The organism is Pseudomonas sp. NPDC087690, from assembly GCF_044743175.1.
Taxonomy (GTDB): domain Bacteria; phylum Pseudomonadota; class Gammaproteobacteria; order Pseudomonadales; family Pseudomonadaceae; genus Aquipseudomonas.
Window position 1 is genome coordinate 91,704 of sequence record NZ_JBIUVX010000013.1, and the last position, 21,366, is coordinate 113,069.

The following is a 21,366-nucleotide window of genomic DNA, read 5'->3' on the forward strand; positions in this document are numbered from 1 at the left end:
ATCGGGGGCAGAAAAGGGGGGCATTCTAACCCAATGGGTTTTGGATGGCATATGAAACGACATCATGTCGCAGACAAGTGGCGTTCATGCGCAGATCAGTGGTGTTTCTGCCGACCCAATCGCGAGCAGGCTCACTCCTACAGTATCCGAGGTGAGCTTAAAACTTGTGATCGACATCAATCCCTTGTAGGAGTGAGCCTGCTCGCGATGGCTGCACCACAAGTCTTCAGTCGAACATGAACAACGCGTCATTGCTGAACTGCGCTTCAAAGCGGCTCGCCGGCATCGGTCGCCCGAACAGATACCCTTGAACCTCATCGCAGCCATGCTCACGCAGGAAGTCCAGTTGTTCATGGGTCTCCACACCCTCGGCGATCACCGCCAGATTCAGGCTGTGCGCCATCGCGATGATCGCCCGGGCAATCTGCGCGTCCTGTTCGCCCGACGGTAAGCCGTCAACAAACGTACGGTCGATCTTCAACACGTCGATCGGAAATTGCTTGAGGTAGTTCAGCGATGAATACCCGGTGCCGAAGTCGTCGACCGCAATGCTCAGGCCGAGGTTTTTCAGCCCGGCGAGAATCTGCATCGCCTCGCTGACTTCGCGCATCAGGATACTTTCGGTCAGCTCCAGCTCCAGACACGCCGGCGGCAGGCCGGTTTCGCGCAGGATCGTGGCGATCCGCGTGCCGAGCTGGCCGTCGGAGAACTGCCGCGCCGAGATGTTCACCGAAACCTTCGGCACGCGTACACGATTCTGGTGCCAGGTCTTCAGTTGGCGGCAAGCCTCGCTGATCACCCAGTCGCCAACGTCCACCACCAGACCGAGTTCTTCCAGCACTGGAATGAAATCCCCCGGCGGCACCAGTCCACGACGTGGATGGCGCCAGCGCAACAGTGCTTCGGCACCGGTCAGACGCTTGCCATCGCCGCTGAACTGCGGTTGGTAATACAGGACGAATTCGTTCTGCTCCAGGGCGTGGCGCAAGTCGCTTTCCAGTTCCAGTCGCTCCAGCGCACTGGCGTTCATGTCGGCCTGATAGAACTGGAAGTTGTTCTTGCCACGTTCCTTGGCGTGGTACATCGCGGTGTCCGCGTTCTTCATCAACTGGCTGAGTTCGTTGCCGTCCTGCGGACTCAGAGCGATGCCGATACTGGCGGTGACGAAGAACTCGCGGCCCTCGAGCACGAATGGCCGCACCAGGCTGCCGAGAATCTGTTCGGCGACATGAATCGCCCGGTTCAGCGCCATTTCGCGGCTGGAACGGTGTTGCAGCAGCAAGGTGAATTCGTCGCCGCCCATGCGCGCCACGGTGTCGTCATCGTCAACGCAGGCCAGCAGGCGCGTGGCCATGTCTTTCAACATGCGGTCGCCGGCAGCGTGACCGAGGGAGTCGTTGATCGGTTTGAAACGGTCGAGGTCGAGGAACATCAGCACCACCCACGACTTCTGCCGTTCGGCCGATTGCAGCGCGGTGTGCAGGCGATCCTGGAACAGCGTGCGGTTCGGCAAATGGGTCAGGGCGTCGTAATAGGCGAGGCGGTGAATGCGTTGCTCGCTGGCCTTGCGCTCACTGATGTCGCTGAAGAAACACACGTAACTGGCCAGATCACCCTCGTCGTCGAGTACGGCGGTGATGCCGACCCACGCCGGATAGTGCTCGCCGTTACGGCGCTTCATCCAGACTTCGCCTTCCCACGTGCTGTGTTCGTGCAGTTGCTTGAGCACGTAGCGCAAGTGTGCGTCCTGCTGCTCGTCGACGGTGAGCATGTTCGGTAACTGGTCGAGCACTTCGCTCACCGCGTAGCCACTGACACGGCTGAACGCTTCGTTGGCCTGAACGATGTAGCCGGCCGGGTCGGTGATCAGAATCGCCGAGGTCGAGTGTTCGAAAACCGTCGCGGCCATGCGCAGGTCTTTTTCCGCGCGGCGCTGCTGGCTGATGTCGCGACCGACACCGAGCACACCTTCGAACGCGCCGTGCTCGTCCCACACCAGCACCAGACGCAGCTCGATCGGGATCTTGCGGCCATCGGCGCGCAGGCAGTCGAACAGGAACATTTGCGTCTGCACCTGGCTGCGCAACAGCGCCAGTTGCTCGGGTTTATCGAGGGCTTTGCTGACCCGGTCCATCAGCGTGTAGATGCCGCTCAGTTGCTGCGGGTTGGCAATGGTCGATTGCCAGCCGTTCTGGAAAATCCACTCGGCGTCATACCCCAGCACCGCCTGCACCGACGGGCTGACGTAGTTCAGCGAGAGCTTGCTGTCGGTGGAGAAGATCACATCGCTGATGCTTTCGGCGAGCATGCGGTAGCGCTGTTCGCTGTCGCGCAGCGATTCGCTGGCTTCGATCTGCTCGGTGATGTCCTTGGCCACGCCGATGATCCGCGTGACTTGATCGTGCTTGTCGCGTGCCAGCGCCTGCTCGCGAATATCGAAGCGCCGCCATTTGCCGTCGCGATGGCGGAAGCGCAACTGGCACTGCAGCAACTGGCTGTAACCGGCGTGACGCTGCATCTGCCGCGAGCGATGGTAATAGTCGGCGTCTTCGGGGTGCAGCAGGATTTCCCAGAAATACTCGCCCATCTGGTGCAGTTCGGTACGGTTGTAACCGAGCGTCTGGCCCAGGTGATGGTTGCTGAAAATCATCCGCTGGCTGATGACGTCCTGCACATACAGATGATCCGGCACGGTGCGCACCACGTCCGACCAGAAACCTTCGCGTTCGAGCAACGACAGTTCGATCAGCTTGCGGCTGGTGATGTCGTTGATGCTCAGGATCACCGCTTTGTAGTCGTGCTGCTCGGTCGGCAGGCGCAGCACCATCCACAGGTGCTGGTCGCGGCCATTGATGTCCGGCAGCTTGATTTCCAGCTCCAGCTGATCCTGTTGCTGCAATACGGCATCGAGTATCTGATTGCCAATGGCGCACTGGCGGTGTGGATGGCCGTCGATCAACAGCTGCCAGGCGTGCTCGCAGGAATTGACGTTGAGCAGTTGCAACGCCACCTGATTGACCTCGGTGACACGCAGTTCCTGGAGCAATTGCTGGCGCTGCTGCGGCTGGTCGAGCCAGGCCTTGAGCTGATCGCTGGTCTGGATCCGGGCCTTGTCGAAAACCTGCTTGAGACCGGAAAGATCCAGTACGCACAGGGCGACGCCAGTGCCTTCGAAAATATCCTGATAACGTCGACGACCTTCATGCAACTGGCGCTGGCGGCGGCGCATGTTCAACAGCGCGATCACCGGCAGCATCGAGAACGCCAGGCCCAACAGGCATTTGCCGATGAACGCCGGCAGCAATTCTTCGAGCACGCGCTGGCGGTCGAACAGGCCGCGCAATTGCCAGTCGCTGCTGCTCAGCGGCACGGTCAGCACGGTGTTGGCCAGATCGTCAGGGGTCAGCACGCCGGGATTGGCCGACGGCAGCGCTTCGTCGCGGCTGATGATCTGATGGTTGATGCGGTTCTCCACCAGCCACAGCGGGCGTGCGCCAGTCTCGCCCTGCTTGGTCAGCGAATTGAAAAACGTAGGCGTCAGGCGCAAGGCCCAGTAACCGCGTGTGCTGCCGCTGGCCTGATGCAGTAGCAAATGCACCACTGAGCCGTCGTCGGCATTGCTGAAATAGTGCGCCTGGGCACGGCTGCGCCGGACCAGTTCGGTCAGGTAGTCGGCGTCCGAATTATCGGCCGCGCTGTCGCTGATGATCCGCCCGGACGGGCTGAGCAACGCCATGCTGCGCAGATCGGGCAACGACTGTTGAAGTTTGCGCAGCAGGACCTGCTGTTCGTCGGCGGTTTGCGGTTGCTCGACGATCGGTAGCAGGTTGAGGGCGATTTGCGCGTTCAGCGCCATGTTCAGACTGACCTGCGAAGCGAGGTCGGCGGTGTAATCGATGGTGTACTGGCGCTGGTTCTTCTGGGTTTCGCGCAATTGATCGAGCAGTTGCCAGAACAGCAATGCCAACAGCAACAGCACCAGTGTCGCCAGCGCGCCCTTTAATGTTCCGCGCAGGGGCGAGCCGGTCGCCGGATTGGACGCGCTCACAGAAGCTGGCGGAGTGACATTGGACAAGCTGTAATCCTGCGGTCTGGCTGGACTGGCGCGACGTGCACTATATGCCGGACGCCCAGAGGGCGGCTAGCATGCCTTGAGTTGTGGCGAAGTGCCAGCCCCGCTCGGCTGGACTGCCACCGGTCATTAAGGTAGCTTTGCCGGTTACGCGGGAGCGTTCCAGCTCCTAGACTCAGACTTTTTCAGCGCGCACGCATTGATAACCATCAAGTGAACGACGCGCATGGTCTGGCCGGGCATCGCCTGCGCTGCAATCATTCATCTGTCACTGACCCAAGGTTCTCCATGGCTCAATACGTCTTCACCATGCATCGGCTGGGCAAAGTTGTTCCGCCGAAGCGGGAAATTCTCAAAAACATTTCGCTGTCGTTCTTCCCCGGCGCCAAGATCGGCGTACTCGGCCTCAACGGTTCGGGTAAGTCCACGCTGCTGAAAATCATGGCCGGCGTCGACACCGAGTTCGAGGGCGAAGCCCGTCCGATGCCGGAACTGAATATCGGTTATCTGCCGCAAGAGCCGCAACTTGACCCAACCAAGACCGTGCGTGAAGTGGTCGAGGAAGCGGTCAGCGTGATCAAGAACGCCCAGGCCCGCCTGGACGAGGTCTACGCGGCTTACGCTGAAGAAGATGCCGACTTCGACAAACTGGCTGCCGAACAGGCCAAGCTCGAAGCGATCCTGCAAGCCAGCGACGGTCACAACCTTGATCGCCAACTGGAAGTCGCCGCCGACGCACTGCGTCTGCCGGCGTGGGATGCCAAAGTCGAATTCCTTTCCGGTGGTGAAAAACGTCGTGTGGCCCTGTGCCGCCTGCTGCTGTCCGCCCCGGACATGCTGCTGCTCGACGAACCAACCAACCACTTGGACGCCGATTCGGTGGCGTGGCTGGAGCACTTCCTGCACGACTTCCCGGGTACCGTGGTAGCGATCACGCACGACCGTTACTTCCTCGACAATGTCGCCGGCTGGATTCTGGAACTCGACCGCGGCGCGGGCATTCCGTACGAAGGCAACTACTCGGGTTGGCTCGAAGCCAAGTCCGATCGTCTGGCCGCTGAATCCAAGCAGCAGTCGGCGCACGAAAAAGCCATGAAGGAAGAACTGGAGTGGGTGCGCAAAGGCGCCAAGGCCCGCCAGTCGAAATCCAAGGCACGTCTGCAACGCTTCGAAGAAATGCAATCGCAGGAATTCCAGAAGCGCAGCGAAACCAACGAGATCTACATCCCGGCCGGTCCGCGCCTGGGCGACAAGGTCATCGAATTCAAGAACGTCACCAAGGGCTACGGCGATCGCGTGCTGATCGACAACCTGTCGTTCTCGATGCCGAAGGGCGCCATTGTTGGCGTGATCGGCGGTAACGGTGCCGGTAAGTCGACCCTGTTCCGCATGCTGATGGGCAAGGAAACACCGGATTCGGGCAGCATCGAAGTCGGCGAAACCGTGCAACTGGCCTGCGTCGATCAGAGCCGCGACGACCTGGATGGCAGCAAGACTGTGTTCCAGCAAATCTCCGACGGTTCCGACCAGATCCGCATCGGCAACTACGAGATCCCGTCGCGCACCTACGTCGGTCGCTTCAACTTCAAGGGCGGCGATCAGCAGAAGTTCGTCAAGGATCTGTCCGGTGGTGAGCGCGGTCGTCTGCATCTGGCGCTGACCCTGAAGGAGGGCGGTAACGTCCTGCTGCTCGACGAACCGTCCAACGACCTCGACGTTGAAACTCTGCGTTCCCTCGAAGAAGCCCTGCTGGACTTCCCGGGCGCCGCGATTGTGATCTCTCACGATCGGTGGTTCCTTGACCGCGTGGCGACCCACATCCTCGCGTACGAAGACGACTCGCAAGCGATCTTCTTTGAAGGTAACTACACCGAGTACGAAGCGGATCGCAAGAAACGCCTCGGCGAAGCGGCTGCCCAGCCACACCGGGTACGTCACAAGAAACTGGCCTGATATCGGGTTGGTTGCATAAAAGAACGGAGCCTTCGGGCTCCGTTTTTTTTTGCCCGGTTTTTTTCAGGGGAACCGAGGTGGATTCATCGCTGGCAAGCCAGCTCCCACAGGAATTGTGTTATGTCCGGATTGTGTGAGCGCCGCTAAAACTGTGGGAGCTGGCTTGCCAGCGATAGCGGTATAACTGTTGGTGCATCAATCAGACTCGATCTCCCCATTCAGGTGCAATTTAGCGCCAAAAACCAGCCTGATTTATATCCTGCGCACCATTTAATTTCATAACTGCGACATTTTGCTCTGTTCCTGTGCGCATTTCGTTTGTTACAGTCCGGCCCAATCTCTTCCAACGACAATAAATTTGCCGAGACTTTTGCCATGATCGAATCCGTCGAATCCTTCCTTGCCCGCCTGAAAAAACGCGACCCGGATCAACCCGAGTTTCATCAGGCTGTCGAAGAAGTGCTGCGCAGTCTGTGGCCGTTTCTCGAAGCCAATCCGCATTACCTGACCTCGGGGATTCTGGAACGCATCTGCGAGCCGGAGCGTGCCGTGGTGTTCCGCGTGTCATGGGTCGACGATCAGGGCAAAGTGCAGGTCAATCGCGGTTTCCGCATCCAGATGAACAGCGCCATCGGCCCGTACAAGGGCGGCTTGCGTTTCCATCCGTCAGTGAACATGGGCGTGCTGAAATTCCTCGCCTTCGAACAGACCTTCAAGAATTCCCTGACCTCGTTGCCCATGGGCGGCGGCAAGGGCGGTTCCGACTTCGATCCGAAGGGCAAGAGCGACGCCGAAGTCATGCGTTTCTGCCAGGCGTTCATGAGCGAGTTGTATCGCCACATTGGCGCCGACGTTGACGTACCGGCGGGTGACATCGGCGTCGGTGCACGCGAGATCGGTTTCCTTTTCGGCCAGTACAAACGCCTGAGCAACCAGTTCACCAGCGTCCTGACCGGCAAAGGCATGACCTACGGCGGCAGCCTGATTCGTCCGGAAGCCACCGGTTTCGGCTGCGTGTATTTCGCCGAAGAAATGCTCAAGCGCCGCGAACAGACCGTGGAAGGCAAACGCGTGGCGATCTCCGGTTCCGGCAACGTGGCGCAATACGCGGCGCGCAAGGTCATGGATCTGGGCGGCAAAGTGATTTCCTTGTCCGACTCCGAAGGCACGCTGTATTGCGAAGCTGGCTTGAGCGAAGAGCAGTGGCTGGCGCTGCTGGAGCTGAAAAACGTCAAGCGTGGACGCATCAGTGAACTGGCGGCAGCCTTCGGTCTGGAATTCCGCGCCGGCCAGTTGCCGTGGTCGCTGCCGTGCGACATTGCGCTGCCGTGCGCTACGCAGAACGAACTCGACGCTGAGGCTGCACGCACGCTGCTGCGCAATGGCTGCGTGTGCGTGGCCGAAGGCGCGAACATGCCGACGACGCTTGCGGCTGTGGATATCTTTATCGAGGCCGGCATTCTCTTCGCCCCGGGCAAGGCATCCAATGCCGGCGGCGTCGCGGTGAGTGGTCTGGAGATGTCGCAGAACGCCATGCGCCTGCTGTGGACGGCGGGTGAGGTGGACAGCAAGCTGCACGCGATCATGCAGTCGATCCACCACGCTTGCGTGCATTACGGCGAAGAGAACGGGCGGATCAACTACGTCAAAGGCGCGAACATCGCCGGCTTCGTCAAAGTCGCCGACGCGATGTTGGCGCAAGGCGTGGTTTAAGCCGGTTCGATGCGGATCACTTCGATGATTTGATCGCCGGCGGGGCGCTGCCACAGCACCTCGTCGTTGAGTCGGGCACCGAGCAGGGCGCGGCCCAGCGGTGAGCCCCAATTGATCAGGCCTTTGCTGGCATCGGCCTGATCTTCGCCGACCAGTTGCACGCGGCTTTCGGTGTCGTGCTCATCGGCGTAGGTCACCCAACTGCCGATCTGTACTTTGTCTCTGGACGTTGCCGCGACGGCGACTTGTGCGCTGCTCAGGCGCTGATTGAAGTAACGCAAGTCCCTTTGCAGATCCGCCAGCCGCTGCTTGTCGGCCTGCTCACCTTTGGCCGATTGTTCAGCATGCAAGGTTTGCAGCTCGGCGACTTTTGCCTGCAACTGCGCCAGGCCCTGCGCGGTGACGTAATTGGGCTGCGCGCTGACCTGCCGTTCGACCGGCTGATCGGCTTGGGCGGCGGCGTTGTCTTCGTTGACGAATGCGCGACTCATGGTGTCCTCCTCGTATGAGGTTTGGGCCATGCTCGCAGGCATTTGGTTTCACTGAATGTCTGGGAGCGACCTATGGCGAACGATAAGCCCGCCCGGCGTCTTGATCCTTCTGCTGCTGCCAGGCGCGTTCGCGTTCGTCCCAGTGTTCGTTGCGATACTCTTCGCGGCCCTTGTTTTCCAGCATGGCCTGACACTGGCGGAAACCGTCGGTCCAGCCGTCGGCGTATTGCTTGTCCTTGAGATAGCGCGGCACGTTCTTGCGGAATTCGCCGCTGATCGAGCCGGCGGCTTGCCGACCGCTGACACAACCGTCATCGAAGCCGTCGGCGAAGGCCGGTGGATAACCTTTGGCGATCAAATCTTCATGGGTGGTCTGGCAACCGCCCAGCAACAGTACAACACCCAGCAAACCCGCACACCGCCACATTGCATTCTCCCGCGCCGGTTCTCGGCTTATGGGGAAAGTTTAGAAGGGGATTCGTCGGGCGTTGGTGAAAGGCATGTGAGCAATTCGTTGAGCACCACGGGTCTCTTGTAGGAGTGAGCCTGCTCGCGATAGCGGTGTGTCAGTCACCGCAACAGTGACTGAGGAATTGCTATCGCGAGCAGGCTCACTCCTACAGGGGGCTAGGCTCGGGATCAGTAGTGATACCACTTCACTTCAAGCATGACCTCGGTTTCCGGCGTGGCGAGATGGCTGAACTCACGCTGCGCACTCAGCCGCAAACCCAGATTGCGCGACAATTCCCACTGTTGATTCAGACTCAGGCTGCGGCGCACTTCGCCATTGAAGAAGTAATCGCCCTTGGCCTCCAGGCTCATATTCCCCAACGGGTTTTTCCACAACACGCCGGTATTGAAACCGCCGGCCGGGGAGACAAACTCGGCGAAATCATTGTTGTGCTCAACGCGCACGGTGCCGAGGGCAAAACCCAGCACATCATCACCCAGCGCCCACGTGCCGCCACCGCCACCGTTGACGTGGCTGACCAGCGTCTCGTCATCATGCTTGCCCGGTACGCGCTCAAGACCACCGGTGACCTGCCACGACAGCGGCTGTAATAGCTCATTGCGCGGCGTCAGCGAACGAATTGTCGCCAGATCCAGTTGCTGGAATTGCCAGTGATTGCCTTCGTACTGACGCAACTTCATCTGCAGGATCTCGATCTGCGCGCCGAGCGGGAAGCTTTCGGCGTTGTCGTTGAGATCGTGATAGGCCATGCGCAAGCCGTACTCACCGAACGCACGGTCGCCACGGGTGCCGAGACCGGCCTGCCAGGTGCGCGATTCGTGGCCGTCTTCAGGCAAGCCCGGTCGCGGAATTTCCAGCTCGGGTGCGGGGTTCTTGTTGATCGCCCGCAGCAATTCGAAACTGCGCTGCGCCCGTTGCGGATCACGCTCCTGACCGTTGGCGCGGTAGCGCTCCAGGCGATACGCCGCGTCGATGATCAACGCTTGACGGTCGCGGGACAGGGCTTTGAAGGTCGGATCTTGCAGCACTTGTTGATCGGCGCTGACTTTCAGTACCCATTGCTGTTCTTCGTCGCTCAACGGTTCGGCGCGGCTGAGCAATTCGCGCTCACGGGACGGGCGATATTCGATGCTTTCCACCAGTCCGGCTTCTTTCACCGCTTTGACGGTGTCGGTGGGGATCGCGGTCAACGGGAATTGTTCGGTCAGGCGCAGGCTCGGCCGTGCGACTTGCAGCAGTTCCAGCAAACGATACGAGCAGTTTTCATCGAAGAAGAAATAGTCGAACTGGATCTGCTTCAGCTCCCACACATGCTCAACCATGCGCGCGGTTTCTTCTTGCGTCAGATTCAGTCGGTATTCCCACAGATCGCGGTTTTCCAGGCTGCGGTATTCGGAGAGTTTTTCCTGGTACGGCACCAGTGCGAACAGGCCGGGATAACCGCCCATCAAGCCTTTCCAGGCGTAAAGAATGCTGTTGTCCGAGCCTTCGATGTAGGCGCCGAAGTTGATTGCGTAACTGAGCAGCGAAGTCTTGTCGGCCTGCACATCGGCCTGATCGATGCGCAGCAGGGTATGGCCGAACATCGACGATGGACTGTTCAAGTACGCCGCCGGGAAGATCATCACCGCGCTGTGCGGCGATACATCCTTGAACCACTGCTTGTACTCGGCGCACGCGGGCGTCGGCAGATCGCTGAGATTGAGCTGCGCTTTCAACCAGCGAGTGCGTGCTGGATAAACGCATTGCGCATGTTGCTCGCCAAGACTGGCCGGGGCGTACAACGCCTGTACGGTGGCCGCCAGTTCGCGGTCGGGATGTTCGTTGCCATCGGGTGCGAGAAAGAATTTCTTGTCGCTGACATAGCTGCGCCAGCCACCAAGCTTGGCGGTTTCGTAATGACCGAGGGAAATCCAGAAACGGTCGTTGGCCAGTTGCTGCAAACGTTGAGGGTCGATGTGGGGCGCGGCGGACAGCGGGGCGCAGACACAGAGCGCCAGCCAGGCAAGGCGTTTGAGCATAGTCGGCAACTTGAACAGGAAAGAAATAAAGACCCAAGGAGGGCGGGCCGAAAAAACAAAACCCGCTTCCCGAAGGAAGCGGGTGGAGTCGAGCTTAAGCTTGAGTCGCGTACTTGGCCAGACGAGGATCCGATTTCAGTACGGCCAGGGTGTTGGTATGCACATCTTCAGCGGTCACGTCAGCTTTGCTGAAGATCTGCTGGAAGTGCTCGTGAGTCACAGCAGCGAAGTGCGCACGGTCTTCCGGCGCCACGCCCAGTACCACGGCATAAGTCGTCAGCGCTTCGCCGTTGCCTTTGGCCATGTCTTCGGACAGCTCGTTCATCATGCCATTCATGGCAAACCAGGATTTGCCGCCGTAGGTCAGCGATGCATTGGTCGAGCAACCGTTGGTGCCGGACGTCATCCCGAAGGTGGCGTTACCGGAAGTACCGTTGGTGGTGGAAGCGAGGAAGTGAGCAGGGGTGCCACGCTGACCTTCGAACAGCATGTTGCCCCAACCGCAATCCGGGCCGCCTGGAGCTTGCGCCATTGCGTTGATGGATACAGCGGTGAAGAGAGTACCGAGAAGAATCCGTTTCATAGCTTTGTTCTCTTTGTGTGCATACCAATGGACAGGGTTCTGGCCCCCCAAGCTCTGTACGAGACAGATCAAAACGAAGCCAGTGGGCCGGTATTAGTTCCAGCCGCGCAGTTTGGAGTTTAGGCACGTTCCAGGGGTTCCGTGGTTTTTTGCAAAATATTTGGAATAAACCCCGGTTTCCGGGGGCGCGCCGCAGGGTTGGCCGGTTGTCTATGCTTTGTCACATGGCGCGCCTTGCCAGTGGGGCACGGGCAGCGCCAGAATGCCGCTATCTGCCCCGCCTGATTGTTAAGGAAGCCCGATGCCTGATCCTGTTGCTGCCAGCTTGCGTCTTGCGCCCGAAGCGCTGACCCGTCCGTTTTCCGCTGAACAGTTCAGCTTCACTACCACCAATGATCTGGAGCCCTTTCGCGGTGTGCTCGGCCAGGAACGCGCGGTCGAAGCCTTGCAGTTCGGTGTGGCGATGCCACGCCCCGGTTACAACGTCTTTGTCATGGGCGAGCCCGGCACCGGCCGTTTCTCGTTCGTCAAACGCTACCTGAAGGCCGAAGGCAAACGCCTGCAGACCCCGGCGGACTGGGTCTACGTGAATAATTTCGATGAGCCGCGCGAACCGCGCGCACTGGAGTTGCCGTCGGGAACTGCCGGCGCGTTCATCGGTGACATCAACGGCTTGATCGACAATCTGCTGGCGACGTTTCCGGCGGTATTCGAGCATCCGTCCTACCAGCAAAAGAAAAGCGCCATCGACCGCGCCTTCAACCAGCGCTACGACAAGGCCCTCGACATCATCGAGCGGCTGGCCCTGGAAAAAGACGTCGCCCTGTACCGCGACAGCAGCAATATCGCCTTCACGCCGATGCTCGACGGCAAAGCGCTGGACGAAGCCGAATTCGCCCAATTGCCGGAAGCCGATCGCGAACGTTTCCACGAAGACATTTCCGGCCTCGAAGAACGCCTGAACGAAGAACTCGCCAGCCTGCCGCAGTGGAAGCGCGAGTCGAACAATCAACTGCGTTCGCTCAACGAAGAAACCATCACCCTGGCCTTGCAGCCGCTGCTATCGCCGTTGTCGGAAAAGTACGCCGAGAACGCTGCGGTCTGCGGTTACCTGCAAGCGATGCAGGTCTATCTGCTGAAAACCGTGGTCGAGCAACTGGTCGATGACAGCAAGACCGACGCCGTCGCGCGCAAATTGCTGGAGGAGCAATACGCGCCTAGCCTGGTGGTCGGCCATCCGGCCAGCGGCGGTGCGCCGGTAGTATTCGAGCCGCACCCGACGTATGAAAACCTGTTCGGTCGTATCGAATACACCACCGATCAGGGCGCGCTCTACACCACCTATCGTCAGTTGCGCCCGGGTGCTCTGCACCGCGCTAACGGCGGCTTCCTGATCCTTGAAGCGGAAAAAATGCTCAGCGAGCCATTCGTGTGGGATGCGCTGAAACGCGCCCTGCAATCGCGCAAGCTGAAAATGGAATCGCCGCTCGGCGAGATGGGCCGTTTCGCCACCGTGACCCTTAACCCGCAGCACATTCCGCTGCAGGTCAAAGTCATCATCATCGGTGCGCGGTCGCTGTACTACACGCTGCAAGACCTCGATCCGGACTTCCAGGAGATGTTCCGCGTTCTGGTGGATTTCGACGAAGACATCCCGATGGTCGACGAGAGCCTGGAGCAGTTCGCCCAGCTGTTGAAAACCCGTACCTCGGAAGAAGGCATGGCGCCGCTGACTGCCGATGCGGTGGCGCGTCTGGCGACTTACAGCGCACGACTGGCCGAGCATCAGGGGCGTTTGTCGGCGCGTATCGGTGATCTGTTTCAACTGGTCAGTGAGGCGGATTTTATTCGTCATCTGGCCGGCGATGAAATGACTGATGCCGGGCACATCGAGCGTGCGCTGAAAGCCAAGGCCACCCGCACCGGTCGAGTGTCGGCGCGGATTCTCGACGACATGCTCGCCGGGATCATCCTCATCGACACCGATGGTGCAGCGGTCGGCAAGTGCAACGGGCTGACCGTGCTCGAAGTCGGCGACTCGGCGTTCGGTGTGCCGGCGCGGATTTCCGCCACGGTGTACCCGGGCGGTAGCGGCATCGTCGACATCGAGCGTGAGGTTAATCTCGGTCAGCCGATTCACTCCAAAGGCGTGATGATCCTCACCGGGTATCTGGGCAGCCGTTATGCGCAGGAATTCCCGTTGGCGATTTCCGCGAGCATCGCGCTGGAGCAATCCTACGGTTACGTTGATGGCGACAGTGCATCGCTGGGCGAGGCGTGCACGCTGATTTCGGCGCTGTCGAAAACCCCGCTCAAGCAGTGCTTCGCGATTACCGGTTCGATCAACCAGTTCGGTGAAGTGCAGGCAGTGGGCGGGGTCAACGAGAAGATCGAAGGCTTCTTCCGTCTGTGCGAAGCGCGCGGGCTGACCGGCGAGCAGGGCGCAATCATTCCGCAGGCCAACGTCGCCACGCTGATGCTCGATGAGAAAGTGCTGGCGGCGGTGCGTGCCGGGCAGTTCCACGTTTACGCGGTGCGTCAGGCGGATGAAGCGTTGAGCCTGCTGGTCGGCGAACCGGCGGGTGAGCCGAACGCCGACGGCGAATTCCCGGAAGGCAGCATCAACGCACGGGTAGTGGAGCGCTTGCGCGACATCGCCGAAATGATCAGCGAAGAAGACCTCAAGGAAGCCGAGAAGGAGTTGGCACAAGAGGCGCTGGCCGAAGCCAAACCGGCTTAAGCCTGGCGCGGTCAAACTGTAGGAGTGAGCCTGCTCGCGATAGCGGAGTGTCAGTCGGCGAATAAGTTGCCTGGCTCACCGATATCGCGAGCAGGCTCACTCCTACATTTGTTTCGCGGGGATCTTCCGGAAATTCGCCACAACTCTGGCGCCAATATTCACACAATGACCATTCGGCGCCTGCTGGTTCTATCCGGCTTGCGCAGCGGACTTTTCTTCTATTCTCAGCTCAAGGATATCGACAGTATCACTGGATCGAGCCAGTCCTCCCGTGGGGGCTGAATACCGGCTTCACCGAGGGTCGCCGCCATGTCGCGCAACCTCTGCCTCACCCGTCAATGCCTGGGTCTTGTGACCCGAATCGAATGCGCCATCAAGCCGTTGGCCGGCGATAACGGCATGTGGACGCTGCTCTTCGCCGCCGGTATGGCCGGCGAACAACCTTCCGCCATCAAAGCCCAGGGGCCGTTTCACGGGCCGATCGCCGCCGAGTCGATTCTCGATACCATCGTTGAGAGTCTGACGCTGCACGGCTACGAGCTGGCCGATGATCCGCAGATATGGAGCCTGCACCTGCAAGCCCAGCTTCGGCAGATCAACGGTGGCCGCAGCCGCAGCCTCAATTGACCCCTGCTCATGCAGGAGCTGCCGTAGGCTGCATCTTTTGATCTTGCTTTTCAGGGCGCCGAGTTGGCCGCCTGCGTCTTGTCGAGTTTGACCTCAAAGCCGTATTGCACGGTGGCGAGGTCGGTTCGTTGATAGGTTTCCACATGTGTCGGATGGCCGTAAAAGTAGTGCACGCCGAACAATGGCGGGCCGTCGGCCTTCGCGTCGTGGCTGACCGAAAGAATCTGCTTCAAATAGTTGCCGCTGTCGTCCTTGACGAAGAAGCGCCATTCGTTGGCTGGAAACAATTTCAGATCCACCACCAGTGTGTTGTTCTTGATCTCCAGGCCTTTGGGCAGGGACTTGGAGTCATACGTTTGTCTGGCCACCGTAGCGAGGAACAGCGGCATCGAGCCGACCGCGATTGCCGGAGTTTCCGGGAACAGATTCAAGTCGTAGGTAATCGTCGCTTGTAGCGGATCGACCTGATAAGCCTCGGGCGGCAATTCGATCGGCTCATCGAGTTTGCCGTTGTGTTTTTCAGTAAAGAATGTCACCGGGCTTGCACCGGGGCTGAAGTCGTTGCCGAGCAACTCATCGTTGAACGTGCGGCGATGGGAAAACTCGATACGTGCAGCGCTCGGGTCTTCTACCGACTGATGAATACGGATACCGGCTTTCAGCTGTTCTTCCGTCAGGCTCGCGCCTTTGAGCCAGCTCGCGGCCTGATCGTCGTAGACCACCACCGGCAGATCCAGCGGCTGTATGGCTTTTTCGGTGGTGTGCTGGTTGAAGGCGCGGATCGGCAGATCCAGTGTCTTGCGGGTCACCGTAGCCGACGAGAAGTCGAGGACACTGACTTCCAGGGTCTCGATCGGGCCGTTGAAGTAGACCTTGTTGTAGCGTCGCGGATGTTGTTGTTCGAAGGTCTGCTGATCGTTGGTCAGCTGTGTTTCCAGCGCTTCGCTCCAGCTCTTCTGCTGTTGCAGGTGCGCCAGTTGTTTTTCGTAGAAGGCCACTTGCTCCGGACTCTCGTTGATCGAGCCGGCGCGCACCAGGTATTGCCCGGTGTTGTCGCGGGCCTGCACGATCAGCGGATTGAGTGGAGTGCTGGCCACTTCCGCAGCCAGGGGCAGGCTGTTGCTGACCTCGACTTCGGCGTAGTTCTTTTCAAGCTTGAGCAGTTTGACGCTGAGATTGTCGTTGGTGCGGGTCTGACCGAGATCCTTTTTCGTCAGGTCGAAACTGTACAGGCGCTGCGGTGCGATGACTTCGACTTGACCTTGCAGGCTGACCGGTTGCGGCTGGGTCTTCTTGTCGACATCCAGGCCCTCGATGAACGGGTATGTCACGGTCAGGTCATCGGGGTTGGTGACGTTGGAGCTGGACGGACTGAGCTGAATGCCGGGATCGGTTTCCGACCATTCCGGCTGCCAGGCAATCACGCGTTTGTTGCTCAGCGTCACTGATCGCCATTCCACGCCATGCGGGAACAGGAAGCCGCCGGGTGTATTGAGAATGAACGGAAATACCGGTTGCAAGTCGGTGAGGTAATCAGAGCTGGCATCCTTGTGCAGGACAAACAGGCCGTTGATAAACGTGTCGACCAGCGCCTGCGGAGTAGGGTAGTGCTTGAGTACGCCAAGGGCGTCTTCGCCGTACTCGATACGCATCGCAATGCCGTCGAGTTTCTGTTGTGCACGTTCGAGCAACAGCAGCGAGCCACCGAGTTCGCTGACGGCGTCCTTGAGCTTTGGATCGCTGATGGTGTCGAGGGACTGTTCAAACTTTGCAGTCTTTTCTTCGAGATTCAGCGCGTGCTTCTCTTCACCCGGAGAGCAACCGCCGAGCAGCATGGCCAAGCAAATTCCGATAGTCGTTAACGGCAATCGCACATCCATTTCCACACGTCCTGTCCACTGTCGCTGGGCTGTCAATGGTTTGGACACTAGCAGAAAAAAAATGACACACACACGCAGGTGACGGATTTGCGGGCGGTTTCTGGCTGTCATCGGTGGCTGGTATACTCGCCGCCATTTCCAGCCCCCTGTGTGAGAATCAATGGAACGCTTTATCGAAAACGCAATGTACGCCTCGCGCTGGCTGCTGGCGCCGATCTATATCGGGCTGTCCCTCGGGCTGCTGGCGCTGGCACTGAAATTTTTCCAGGAAATCATTCATATTCTGCCCAACGTATTCGCGATGGCCGAGTCGGAACTGATTCTGGTGCTGCTGTCGTTGATCGATATGGCGCTGGTCGGCGGCCTGCTGGTAATGGTGATGATTTCCGGCTACGAGAACTTCGTCTCTGAACTGAACATCGATGAAGGCAAGGAAAAGCTCAGCTGGCTCGGCACCATGGACTCTTCGTCACTGAAGATGAAAGTAGCCGCCTCGATCGTGGCGATCTCCTCGATCCACTTGCTGCGCATCTTCATGGATGCCAAAAACGTCGATCCCGAGCACTTGATGTGGTACGTGATCATCCACATGACCTTCGTCGTTTCGGCGTTCGCCATGGGTTACCTGGACAAGGTCACCAAGCACTGATCAACCGTTGATCGTCGCAAAAACACCGCCCGTCTGTTGTGAAACAGACGGGCGGTGTCGTTTGTGGCTTGTGCTTTAACGCGCGCGGGCATATCCCTGTAGACGTCCTGACTCGTCACTGCACGAGGTGCGTTCATGAACCTGCAAGAGCTGAATGTGTTTGCCATCGCCAGGAAGGTCGATGAGTTGAATCTGATTTCCATGGAAGGCGGGATCTATCTGCTCGAAGCGCGGATGCACGGGGCGGCGTATCCGTTGAGTGATCTCAAGGGCAATATGCTCACGCTGCGTTCGGTGGAGCATGCGCGGGATTTGCTGCATAACTTTCCGGTGCTGCCATTCAACCTCGTACACACCTCGGTACACGATGAAATGTGTGGCCTGGGCCCGAGCAGCGAGGAAAGCCTGAAAGTGCCGCTGGCCTGGCGTTCGGCCCTGTAGTCCTTGCGCTCCATCGCCTGGGCATCTGTGCTAGTCTGCTCGCCCTTTTGGTTCCGGGCGCGCCGGGACGCGCTGTGCACGCACGGCAAGTCTTGTGGCCGTCCGCACAGCGGAGCAGTGTCATGTCCGAAGTAAATCTGTCCACCGACGAAACCCGCGTCAGCTACGGTATCGGCCGTCAGCTGGGTGATCAGCTGCGCGACAACCCGCCACCTGGCGTTAGCCTGGACGCGATCCTGGCTGGCCTTACCGACGCGTTCGCCGGCAAGGAAAGCCGTGTTGGCCAGGAAGAAATGTCCGCCAGCTTCAAGGTTATCCGCGAAATAATGCAAGCCGAAGCCGCTGCCAAAGCTGAAGCCGCTGCTGGCGAAGGCCTGGCCTTCCTGGCTGAAAACGCCAAGCGTGACGGCATCACCACCTTGGCTTCCGGCCTGCAATTCGAAGTGCTGACTCAGGGCGAAGGCGCCAAGCCGACCCGTGAAGATCAAGTACGTACTCACTACCACGGCACCCTGATCGACGGCACTGTGTTCGACAGCTCCTACGAGCGTGGTCAGCCTGCAGAATTCCCGGTTGGCGGCGTGATCGCTGGCTGGACCGAAGCCCTGCAACTGATGAATGCCGGCAGCAAATGGCGCCTGTACGTGCCGAGCGAACTGGCTTACGGCGCTCAAGGCGTTGGCAGCATCCCGCCGCACAGCGTTCTGGTATTCGACGTCGAGCTGCTGGACGTTCTGTAAGACCGGGCCTGCCTTGATGGCGGGCTAATGTAGGAGTGAGCCTGCTCCGGGCGGCGATCCGACGATGGCGGTGTAACAGACAACCAATGTGTTGGATGTTAATCAGTCTTCGCGAGCAGGCTCACTCCTACAGTTTTTACCGAGTTTCATAGTTCTATCTTGTGATGCAGTTCACTGGTCGGGCGCAAGGCCCGGGCATAGCAGAACAGGAACAGATTGCGCACCAGCTCCTTGAGCACCAATGGCTCGCTGGAATTCAGGCTGCTGACGTCCAGATCCCCTTGATCCTGCAGCTCATGCAGGGCTTCTTCTTCAAGCACCGCACAGACTTCACCGGTCTCCCGATGGAGGATTCTGAGGTAAGGGTGTGGGCGATCCAGCCAGGCGTCGATCAGATAAGTCATGGTTCTCATCTCCATTGAATGTGTTTGATGAGAATAATTCTTATTATCTAAATAGCAAGTGCCTATTGGCAGATACTGAATTTTTCCGGGTAAAGATTGCGTAAGGTCAAGACGGCTGGCGTTTGGCTATTGCGCGGTTTTATTGGGGCAGAGCGGAGAGGGTGAAGCACCATCCCACGGCTGGCGCGGGATGGATGACAACAGATTCAGACCTTTCTGACGAACTCGGATTTGAGCTTCATCGGGCCGATGCCGTCGATCTTGCAGTCGATGTCGTGGTCGCCATCGCACAGGCGGATGTTCTTGACCTTGGTGCCGACCTTGACCACCAGCGAGGTGCCCTTGACCTTGAGGTCCTTGATCACGGTGATGGTGTCGCCGTCCTGCAGGACGTTGCCGACCGAATCTTTCTTCACGGTGTCATCGGACGCCACTTCGGCTTCGCCATTGGCGGACCACTCGTGGGCGCACTCCGGGCACACCAGTTGGCTACCGTCTTCATAGGTGAATTCGGAATTGCATTTCGGGCAGGGTGGCAACGTGCTCACTAAGGCTCCTTGGGATGTGGATCGCTAAAAGTCGCACATTGTATAGGGTTTTAGCTTTTCAGGCAGTCAAAAGCAAAAATCGCAGCCCCGACAGCCCCTGTAGGAGCTGCCGAAGGCTGCGATCTTTTGATCTTGCTATAGCGATATCAGTGCGTACGGGCGACCGCAAACTCACTCAGTTCAACCAGTGCGTCACGGTATTCGCTGGCCGGCAGTGCCTCAAGGCACTTGATCGCACGGGCCACGTAATCACGGGCCAGTTGCGCGGTGTACTCCAGCGAACCGGAGGCTTCCACAGCAATGCGGATGCTTTCCAGGTCTTCGATGCCGCCTTTCTGAATCGCCTGACGCACCAGTGCAGCCTGTTCGGCCGTACCTTCGCGCATGGTGTAGATCAACGGCAGGGTCGGCTTGCCTTCGGCCAGATCGTCGCCGACGTTCTTGCCCAGGGTTTCCGCATCGCCCTTGTAGTCGAGCAAGTCGTCGACCAGTTGGAACGCCACGCCCAGGTGATCGCCAAAGGTGCGCAGGGCTTCAGCCTGTTCCGGCGTTGCCTGGCACAGGGCTGCGGCGCTGTGGGTCGAAGCCTCGAAAAGCATCGCGGTCTTGCCGCGGATGACTTCCATGTAGGTTTCTTCGGTGGTGCTGGCGTCACGTACCTTGGACAGCTGCAACACTTCGCCTTCGGCGATGATGCGCGTGGCCTGGGACAGGATCTTCATCACCGGCATCGAGCCCAGTTCGACCATCATTTCGAACGAGCGCGAGTACAGGAAGTCGCCGACCAGCACGCTTGGAGCATTGCCCCACATGGCGTTGGCGGTCGAGCGGCCTCGGCGCATGCCGGACATGTCGACCACATCGTCATGCAGCAAGGTTGCGGTGTGCAGGAATTCGATGGTCGCGGCGAGCAGACGCAGATCGTCGCCTTCACGACCCAGAGCCTTGCCACACAGCAACACTAATAAAGGACGCAGGCGTTTGCCGCCGGCCGACGTGATGTAATCGCCGATTTTCGATACCAGCGGTACTCGGGAAGTCAGCTGCTTCTTGATGATGCCGTCGACGGCGCTAAAATCGTCCGCCACCGCGCGGTAGAAAGCTTGGGGTTGCATCAGCGAGAGTCGCTCCAGAAGGGTTGCGCGGCATGCTAGGACCCACATCCAGACCTGTCAAGGCGCGATGGACGGCTACTTGCGTGACTGTCGTGGCTTGCGTACAATCGCGCACCCTGAACTTCCTGGGCAGCACCTGCCTTACGCAATTGCAAGCGGGCCTTCCAGCCCCATGCAGCCATGCCAGCCAATACCTCTTCTTATAAAGAGCTGGGTGAGCAGGATTATCGGAGAAATACCATGTCTTATGCAGTAATCGTTACTGGCGGCAAGCAGTACAAAGTCGCCCCAGGTGAATACCTGAAGATCGAAAAACTGGAAATCGCTACCGGCGAATCCGTTACCTTTGATCGCGTTCTGTTGGTTGCCAATGGCGACGACGTGAACATCGGCGCTCCAGTTGTTGCTGGCGCTACTGTTGTGGCTGAAGTGATCTCCCAAGGTCGTCACGATAAAGTCCGCATCATCAAGTTCCGTCGTCGTAAGCACCACATGAAGCGTATGGGCCACCGCCAGTGGTACACCGAGATCAAAATCACCGGTATTCAGGCTTAATTTAAGACTAATTACTCACTAGGAGAATTGAACTCATGGCACACAAAAAAGCTGGTGGTAGTACCCGTAACGGTCGCGACTCAGAAGCCAAACGCCTTGGCGTCAAGATGTATGGCGGCCAGAAAATCATTCCGGGCAACATCATCGTGCGTCAGCGCGGCACCCAATTCCACGCCGGTTACGGTGTTGGCATGGGTAAAGATCACACCCTCTTCGCTAAAATCGAAGGCGTGATCAAGTTTGAAGTAAAAGGCGCGTTCAACCGCCGTTACGTGAGCGTTGTCGCGGCTTAATTGCGCAATCGCTGGAAAAGCCCTGTCTCGCGACGGGGCTTTTTCGTTTGTGGGGTGAGTCTCTTGCAA

Annotated in this window: 18 protein-coding genes; 9 read left to right on the top strand and 9 right to left on the bottom strand. The window is 59.0% G+C overall.

What is annotated here, in order from left to right; translation table 11 throughout:
• Window positions 1–226: 226 nt before the first annotated feature.
• Window positions 227–4,075, bottom strand: coding sequence for a cyclic di-GMP receptor MorA (gene morA, locus ACIPIZ_RS15570; RefSeq protein ID WP_064392378.1), 3,849 nt, complete (start codon window positions 4,073–4,075; stop codon window positions 227–229).
• A 285-nt stretch (window positions 4,076–4,360) separates the two neighbouring features.
• On the opposite strand from morA, the gene ettA reads away from it, so the two are divergent.
• Both ettA and gdhA read left to right on the top strand, forming a co-directional pair.
• The gene (gene ettA / locus ACIPIZ_RS15575; RefSeq protein WP_064118743.1) at window positions 4,361–6,025 is read left to right on the top strand and encodes an energy-dependent translational throttle protein EttA; all 1,665 of its coding nucleotides are present in this window, start codon (window positions 4,361–4,363) and stop codon (window positions 6,023–6,025) included.
• Window positions 6,026–6,400: 375 nt separating this feature from the next.
• Complete coding sequence (gene gdhA / locus ACIPIZ_RS15580) at window positions 6,401–7,738, top strand: NADP-specific glutamate dehydrogenase (protein ID WP_401165980.1); 1,338 nt, start codon at window positions 6,401–6,403, stop codon at window positions 7,736–7,738.
• Here the strand turns inward: gdhA and ACIPIZ_RS15585 are convergent.
• The 4 genes from ACIPIZ_RS15585 to ACIPIZ_RS15600 form a co-directional block, all read right to left on the bottom strand.
• Complete coding sequence (locus ACIPIZ_RS15585; RefSeq protein ID WP_064392381.1) at window positions 7,735–8,229, bottom strand: GreA/GreB family elongation factor; 495 nt, start codon at window positions 8,227–8,229, stop codon at window positions 7,735–7,737. The genes gdhA and ACIPIZ_RS15585 overlap by 4 nt on opposite strands.
• 70 nt (window positions 8,230–8,299) lie before the next feature.
• Window positions 8,300–8,656 carry a hypothetical protein gene (locus ACIPIZ_RS15590; RefSeq protein WP_064392383.1) on the bottom strand — a complete coding sequence of 119 codons (357 nt, stop codon included), beginning with the start codon at window positions 8,654–8,656 and terminating at the stop codon, window positions 8,300–8,302.
• Between the two features lie 212 nt (window positions 8,657–8,868).
• Window positions 8,869–10,722, bottom strand: a complete 1,854-nt coding sequence (locus ACIPIZ_RS15595; protein ID WP_401165981.1) for a DUF4105 domain-containing protein — start codon at window positions 10,720–10,722, stop codon at window positions 8,869–8,871.
• A gap of 94 nt (window positions 10,723–10,816) precedes the next feature.
• A complete protein-coding gene (locus ACIPIZ_RS15600; RefSeq protein WP_007909797.1) occupies window positions 10,817–11,305 on the bottom strand; it encodes a DUF3015 domain-containing protein in 489 nt (162 codons plus the stop codon).
• A 301-nt stretch (window positions 11,306–11,606) separates the two neighbouring features.
• On the opposite strand from ACIPIZ_RS15600, the gene ACIPIZ_RS15605 reads away from it, so the two are divergent.
• Complete coding sequence (locus ACIPIZ_RS15605) at window positions 11,607–14,045, top strand: Lon protease family protein (protein ID WP_064392387.1); 2,439 nt, start codon at window positions 11,607–11,609, stop codon at window positions 14,043–14,045.
• A gap of 309 nt (window positions 14,046–14,354) precedes the next feature.
• Window positions 14,355–14,672 carry a hypothetical protein gene (locus ACIPIZ_RS15610; RefSeq protein WP_064392388.1) on the top strand — a complete coding sequence of 106 codons (318 nt, stop codon included), beginning with the start codon at window positions 14,355–14,357 and terminating at the stop codon, window positions 14,670–14,672.
• A 50-nt stretch (window positions 14,673–14,722) separates the two neighbouring features.
• On the opposite strand, the gene ACIPIZ_RS15615 is transcribed toward ACIPIZ_RS15610, so the two are convergent.
• Window positions 14,723–16,552: a hypothetical protein gene (locus tag ACIPIZ_RS15615; protein ID WP_401165984.1), complete on the bottom strand. Its 1,830-nt coding sequence runs from the start codon at window positions 16,550–16,552 to the stop codon at window positions 14,723–14,725.
• Between the two features lie 160 nt (window positions 16,553–16,712).
• Here ACIPIZ_RS15615 and ACIPIZ_RS15620 point away from each other — a divergent pair, with 160 nt between their 5' ends.
• The 3 genes from ACIPIZ_RS15620 (at window position 16,713) to ACIPIZ_RS15630 (ending at window position 18,382) form a co-directional block, all read left to right on the top strand.
• A complete protein-coding gene (locus ACIPIZ_RS15620) occupies window positions 16,713–17,201 on the top strand; it encodes a TIGR00645 family protein (RefSeq protein ID WP_064392393.1) in 489 nt (162 codons plus the stop codon).
• 135 nt (window positions 17,202–17,336) lie between these two features.
• Complete coding sequence (locus tag ACIPIZ_RS15625; protein WP_064392395.1) at window positions 17,337–17,642, top strand: DUF6482 family protein; 306 nt, start codon at window positions 17,337–17,339, stop codon at window positions 17,640–17,642.
• 122 nt (window positions 17,643–17,764) lie between these two features.
• Window positions 17,765–18,382, top strand: a complete 618-nt coding sequence (locus tag ACIPIZ_RS15630; protein WP_008078561.1) for an FKBP-type peptidyl-prolyl cis-trans isomerase — start codon at window positions 17,765–17,767, stop codon at window positions 18,380–18,382.
• Between the two features lie 146 nt (window positions 18,383–18,528).
• On the opposite strand, the gene ACIPIZ_RS15635 is transcribed toward ACIPIZ_RS15630, so the two are convergent.
• The 3 genes from ACIPIZ_RS15635 to ACIPIZ_RS15645 all read right to left on the bottom strand — a co-directional run bounded on the left by ACIPIZ_RS15635 (window position 18,529) and on the right by ACIPIZ_RS15645 (window position 20,449).
• Window positions 18,529–18,786, bottom strand: a complete 258-nt coding sequence (locus tag ACIPIZ_RS15635) for a hypothetical protein (RefSeq protein ID WP_034153845.1) — start codon at window positions 18,784–18,786, stop codon at window positions 18,529–18,531.
• A gap of 206 nt (window positions 18,787–18,992) precedes the next feature.
• Window positions 18,993–19,334 carry a zinc ribbon domain-containing protein YjdM gene (locus ACIPIZ_RS15640; protein ID WP_401165986.1) on the bottom strand — a complete coding sequence of 114 codons (342 nt, stop codon included), beginning with the start codon at window positions 19,332–19,334 and terminating at the stop codon, window positions 18,993–18,995.
• Between the two features lie 146 nt (window positions 19,335–19,480).
• The gene (locus ACIPIZ_RS15645) at window positions 19,481–20,449 is read right to left on the bottom strand and encodes a polyprenyl synthetase family protein (RefSeq protein ID WP_064392399.1); all 969 of its coding nucleotides are present in this window, start codon (window positions 20,447–20,449) and stop codon (window positions 19,481–19,483) included.
• A 240-nt stretch (window positions 20,450–20,689) separates the two neighbouring features.
• On the opposite strand from ACIPIZ_RS15645, the gene rplU reads away from it, so the two are divergent.
• Both rplU and rpmA read left to right on the top strand, forming a co-directional pair.
• Window positions 20,690–21,004, top strand: coding sequence for a 50S ribosomal protein L21 (gene rplU / locus ACIPIZ_RS15650; RefSeq protein WP_003176051.1), 315 nt, complete (start codon window positions 20,690–20,692; stop codon window positions 21,002–21,004).
• Between the two features lie 35 nt (window positions 21,005–21,039).
• Window positions 21,040–21,297 carry a 50S ribosomal protein L27 gene (rpmA, locus tag ACIPIZ_RS15655; protein WP_003176049.1) on the top strand — a complete coding sequence of 86 codons (258 nt, stop codon included), beginning with the start codon at window positions 21,040–21,042 and terminating at the stop codon, window positions 21,295–21,297.
• Window positions 21,298–21,366: the final 69 nt, after the last annotated feature.